Genomic DNA, 6,162 nt, shown 5'->3' on the forward strand with positions numbered 1-6,162 from the left:
TTCGGAGTTAATCCTGAAATGGGGCTTTCAGAAACAGAAATAGAAAAACGCAGAGAAAAATATGGTCTCAATAAATTAGCTTCAAAAAAACAAAAATCATTACTTTCAGTTTTTCTTGAACAGTTCAAAAGCAGTATGGTGGCTATATTACTTATAGCAGCTATTGTGTCAGGAGTGATTGGGGTTATGGAAGGAGAAGGGCTTGTAGAATCTTTTGTTATAATTGCAATATTGTTACTTAATGCAATAATTGGTACAGTAGAAGAGAGAAAAGCACAAACTTCATTAGAGGCATTAAATAAAATGAGTTCTCCACGCACAAAAGTTATGCGTGAGGGACAGATTGAAGAGATAGATTCCACAGAAATTGTACCAGGTGACATTGTAGTCCTTGATACAGGAGATATTATTCCCGCTGATATGAGACTTATTGAAGCATTCAACTTAAAAGTGCAGGAATCTGCTCTTACGGGAGAGTCAGTTCCGGTTGATAAGATTGAATCCACACTTGAAGGTAGTGATATAACTCTGGGTGACAGAACAAACATGGCATTCTCAACCAGTATAGTCACTTATGGTCGCGGAAGAGGAGTAATAGTAGGCACCGGAATGAATACCGAAGTTGGAAAGATTGCTAATATGCTACAATCCACGGAGGCAACAGAAACACCTATGAGTAAACGACTTGGCCAGCTTGGAAAAGTTTTAGGGTATGTAGCTTTGGTTATCTGTACAGTAATATTTGTAATTGGTATTATATATGGTAATCATTGGTTAGAAATGTTAATGATGTCAGTTAGCCTTGCAGTGGCAGCCATTCCCGAAGGTCTTCAAATTGTGTCCACAATTGTTCTGGCAATTGGAGTACAGCGACTGGTTAAAAAGAATGCGATAGTACGTACTTTACCGTCTGTTGAAACTCTTGGTAGTACTACTGTAATCTGCTCAGATAAAACCGGAACTCTTACACAGAACAAAATGACAGTTGTTGAAGGCTGGGCAGGTGGCAATAAAATTAATTTTAGAAACCTGCCTCTTCCGGAAGAACAGGATGATGATGAAAATATTTTACTGCATTGCTCACTTTTGTGCACCGACTCGCATCTTAAAATTTTACCTAATGGAGATCATGAACTTTCCGGAGATCCTACTGAAACAGCTATAGTTGATATTGCACTTAAACTAGGTGTCAATAAAAATGAAATAGAAAAAAAATTCCCCAGAATCAGCGAAGTACCTTTTGATTCAGAGAGGAAAAGGATGACTACCATAAACAGGATGGAAAATGATGCTTATCGTGTAAATGTTAAAGGTGGATTGGATGAAGTACTTGATGTGACTTCACGAATTCTTATACATGGTAATATAAGACCAATTACTAAAGAGGATATAGAGACCATTCGTAAAGAGAACACCAATATGGGGCAATCAGCTCTGCGAGTACTCTCAGTAGCATATAAAGATATAGATGAGATTCCTGAAGATGTAAATTCAGAAAATATTGAAAACGATCTGATCTTTATCGGTCTGCTTGGCATGATAGACCCTGCAAGGCCTGAGGTTGTAGATGCTGTAAAAAAATGCAAGACTGCAGGTATTCGTCCTGTAATGATTACAGGCGATCATAAAGTTACTGCCATTGCAATTGCTGATGAGATAGGTATATTTAAAGAGGGTGACAAAGCTGTTACCGGCAGCGATTTAGAGGAAACGGATGATGAGATGCTTACTCGCAATGTACGCGATTACTCAGTGTATGCACGAGTTGCCCCTGAGCATAAGGTGCGAATAGTAAAAGCCTGGCAAAGTCATGGTGATATTGTTGCGATGACCGGTGATGGTGTAAATGATGCACCTGCACTAAAACAGGCAGATATAGGTGTAGCAATGGGAATTGTTGGTACCGAAGTAGCTAAGGATGCGTCAGATGTAGTGCTTACCGATGATAATTTTGCAACTATAGTAACTGCGGTAGAAGAGGGTCGTCGTATTTATGATAATATACTCAAAGTAATTCAGTTTCTTCTTTCTGCCAATATGGGTGAAGTACTGCTGATATTTATTGCTGCAATCCTTAATTTAGGTAATCCATTATCACCTATTCTCATATTATGGGTAAATCTGGTAACTGACAGTCTTCCTGCACTTGCCTTAAGTATGGATCCGGCTCAAAAAGATGTTATGACACGAAAACCACGTGATCCAAAGAGAGGTTTCTTTTCAAAAGGGATGATCTGGCGTATTGTCTATCAAGGTTCAACAATTGGACTAATATCACTTGCAGCTTATTATATAGGATGTAATGATGGTGGACAGGTACTTGGTCAAACAATGGCTTTCGCTGTACTTGCCTTTTCTCAATTGTTCCATGTAAGAAACTTGCATTCAAATAAGTTATCATCCTTTAGAACAAGTCTTGCAAGTAATAAAAACTTAATACTGGCGATACTTGCTTCTGCTTTGTTAATGATGGCTGTATTACTTATTCCTGTTTTAAGAAATATCTTTGGTGTAGTAGAAATGGATGCTGTTCACTGGTTATATGTAACTGCACTTTCAATTGTTCCTATTGTTGTAGTTGAGTTTATGAAGCTATTCAAATGGAATCATACAGTAGATGAATATTGAAAATTAATTTAACGCTTTAATTTTTATCAGCTTTCTGAAATAAAAATATGATTACAGAAAGCTGATTATCTATTTTAAGAAATATGTCTTAAATTTTGTTTATTAATGCGCAATTTGAAGCCTTTCGTGCATAATTTCGAATATTATTTGTAATTTTGAATTTAGAAACTTACACTCTCTCATAAAAATGTCCCTATTCCTTTCAATTTAAATTGAGGTTATGGAAAATCACTGAAGAGAAATTAGGTTAGAGAAACTTCAATTATTTAATTTAAGTAAGATACGTATGGAAAATCTTGGAACCGCATTAGGCTTATTGTTTATTGGTATGATTATGGTTGTTATAGTTTTATGGCTAGTTGTACTACTTGGTGGAATGATCATAACCTTAACCAATAAATATGTAAAAGATAATAGAAATGATGGTACCACAAAAAAGAATAAGAAAACAAATACAAGAAAAATTGCAGCCATAACAGCTGCAGTTGACGTGATAACACAAGGACAGGGCAGAGTAGAATCAATTCAAAAAAAGAAATAATAAATAATATATGGCACAAGAGATTAAATTCAGTCTTCTCTATAGAGACATGTGGCAATCGTCGGGAAAATATGTGCCGACGGTTGAACAACTTACAGAGGTTGCTCCTGCAATCATAGATATGGGGTGTTTTGATCGTATAGAAACCAATGGAGGAGGTTTTGAGCAGATAAATCTTCTTTTTGGTGAAAACCCAAATAAATCTGTTCGTGAATGGACACAACCATTTAATGATGCCGGTATACAAACGCATATGTTAGAGCGTGGACTTAACGCTATTCGTATGAGTCCTGTACCAGCTGATGTACGCAGACTGATGTTTCATGTTAAGAAAAAACAGGGTACTGACATTGCTCGTTCATTTGATGGTCTTAATGATCCCAGAAATCTTGAAAACTCTATTAAATATGCAAAAGAGGCCGGAATGATTTCTCAGGCAGCATTATGTATCACAGTATCTCCTGTACATACAGTTGAATATTATACTCAGCTTGCTGACACCCTTATTGAAATGGGTGCAGATGAGATATGTATTAAAGATATGGCAGGTGTTGGACGTCCTGCAAGTATTGGGAAAATAATCAAGAATATAAAAGCGCGTCACCCAAAAACAGTTATTCAATATCACGGTCATGCCGGACCCGGTTTCCAGATGGCTTCAATTCTTGAAGCGGCCTATGCCGGAGCAGATTATATTGATGCAGGTATGGAGCCACTTTCATGGGGAACAGGGCATGCAGATATTCTTGCAATACAGGCAATGTTGAAAGATGCCGGATTTAATGTGCCAAAGATCAACATGAATGCATATATGAAAGTGCGTACCCTCACACAGAAATATATGGATGATTTCTTAGGATACTACATAAATCCAAAGAACAGGATGATGAATTCGCTTCTTATAGGTCCCGGTTTACCAGGTGGAATGATGGGTAGTTTGATGTCTGATCTTGAAAATAACCTAGCTTCAATTAACAAGTGGAAAAGGAAGCATAATCAGAATGAACTTACTCAAGATGACTTGATGATTAAGCTTTTTGAAGAAGTAACATATGTATGGCCAAAGGTGGGATATCCTCCATTGGTGACACCTTATAGTCAATATGTTAAAAACCTTGCGCTAATGAACGTACTTCAGCTTGAGAAAGGTAAAAAGCGCTGGTCTATGATTGCTGATAATGTGTGGGATATGATACTCGGCAAAACAGGTAAACTTCCGGTGGATCCTGCACCTGAGATAATAGAGATGGCTAAAAGCAAAGGCCTTGAGTTTTATACAGGTAACCCACAGGATCTTTATCCAGATCAACTGGATGAGTACCGTGCAGAGATGGAAAAGAAAAACTGGGACACTGGTCTGGATGACGAAGAGCTATTCGAACTTGCAATGCATCCAGAACAGTACAGGGCATATAAATCAGGTGATGCAAAACGAGAATTTGATGAAGATATTGCAAAAAGGAAAGCCGAAAAAGAAGCTTCTGAATCAATCAATACTGTTCCTGCTTATAACGGAAATGGATTCCAACCAAAAACACTAGTTGTTAATATTGATGAAGAGGAGTATGTGGTTCACATAAATTATCCAGATAACGGAAATGGCACAATAAGTCAGGCACCAACTGCAGCTAAACCTGCAGAGTCAGCTCCTGCACCAGTAGTAGTGCAGTCAACAGGCCAGCTAAAAGAGATACCTTCTCCGCTGGAAGGAAAATTCTTCCTTACAAAAGATTCGAGTGAAACTGCTATAAAGGTTGGAGATAAAGTGAAAAAAAATGATATTATTGGATACATCGAATCTATGAAGACATACAATGCAATTGCTTCAGAGGTGGATGGAACTGTGACTGAGATATGTTTTGCAAATGGTGATACAGTTGATGAGGATGATATACTTATTAAATTGCAGTAGTAATGATAGAATTCTTTAATAACGTTCTTGATGTAACAGGTTTTGCATTTGTAGAGTGGGGCACTGTACTAATGTGGATTATCTCAGGTATCCTTTTATATATGGGTATATTTAAGGAGTATGAGCCACTACTGCTTGTACCAATAGGCTTTGGGGTACTACTTGCTAATTTGCCGGGAGCTGGACTGGCAGTAGTTGAAAGCAGTATGGTTGTCGAGGCTGACGGGAGTCTGATGAACCTCCCGGAGATTGCAAGTGAATATGGAATAATCAATTTTCTTTACTATTCACTGATCAAATCGGGTCTTCTTCCACCTATAATTTTTATGGGTGTGGGAGCATTAACTGACTTTGGCCCAATGCTTAGAAATCTGAAGCTTGCTTTTTTTGGCAGTGCAGCGCAGATAGGTATCTTTACAGTTGTACTCCTTGCTGTTATAATGGGTTATACATTGCCTGAAGCAGCTTCGATGGGTATAATTGGAGGTGCTGATGGACCTACCGCAATTTATACTACAATAAAGCTGGCACCTCACTTGTTAGGTCCAATCGCAATTGCTGCATATTCTTATATGGCAATGGTTCCGGTAATCATTCCCGGTGTTGCAAAATTGCTAATGACCAAAGATGATTTCATGATCAATATGAAGAAGCAAGATAAACTATATCCACCTAAATACGAAATCAAGCACTTAAGAACAGTAAAAATCTTATTCCCTATAGTTCTTACATTAGTTGTAGCAATACTTGTTCCATCTGCTGCACCACTTATAGGTATGCTAATGCTTGGTAATCTGCTGAAAGAGATTGGCCCCAACACAGCACGTCTGGCAGATGCAGCCTCTGGTCCAATTATGAACACGGCTACCGTATTCTTGGGAGTCTGTGTTGGTGCAACTATGCCTGCAGAGGTGTTCCTGAGATGGGAGACTATAGGGATTCTAGTTCTTGGTCTCTTTGCTTTCGCTATCTCAATAGCCGGAGGTATACTTACAGTTAAGTTATATAATAAGGGATCTAAGAAAAAGATCAATCCACTTGTAGGAGCAACCGGGCTAAGTGCCGTACCAATGGCCTCACG

General features: G+C 38.1%; 3 protein-coding genes and 1 pseudogene. All 4 read left to right on the forward strand.

Annotated elements, in window-relative coordinates; translation table 11 throughout:
* Window positions 1–2,628 (forward strand): calcium-translocating P-type ATPase, PMCA-type (locus PHO43_RS09580; protein ID WP_288012095.1); only part of this gene is annotated, 2,628 nt, incomplete at its 5' end.
* A gap of 286 nt (window positions 2,629–2,914) precedes the next feature.
* Window positions 2,915–3,169, forward strand: coding sequence for an OadG family transporter subunit (locus tag PHO43_RS09585; protein WP_045090088.1), 255 nt, complete (start codon window positions 2,915–2,917; stop codon window positions 3,167–3,169).
* 10 nt (window positions 3,170–3,179) lie between these two features.
* Window positions 3,180–5,081 carry a biotin/lipoyl-containing protein gene (locus tag PHO43_RS09590; protein ID WP_045090087.1) on the forward strand — a complete coding sequence of 634 codons (1,902 nt, stop codon included), beginning with the start codon at window positions 3,180–3,182 and terminating at the stop codon, window positions 5,079–5,081.
* Between the two features lie 86 nt (window positions 5,082–5,167).
* Window positions 5,168–6,162, forward strand: a pseudogene (locus tag PHO43_RS09595) (sodium ion-translocating decarboxylase subunit beta); the annotation flags it as partial.

The sequence above is a fragment of the Lascolabacillus sp. genome (assembly GCF_028696275.1).
Classification (GTDB): domain Bacteria; phylum Bacteroidota; class Bacteroidia; order Bacteroidales; family Dysgonomonadaceae; genus Proteiniphilum; species Proteiniphilum massiliensis.

Coding starts and splice junctions, on each gene's coding strand:
- PHO43_RS09590 (WP_045090087.1), top strand. CDS start 3,180: ATGGCACAAGAGATTAAATTCAGTCTTCTCTATAGAGACATGTGGCAA.
- PHO43_RS09585 (WP_045090088.1), top strand. CDS start 2,915: ATGGAAAATCTTGGAACCGCATTAGGCTTATTGTTTATTGGTATGATT.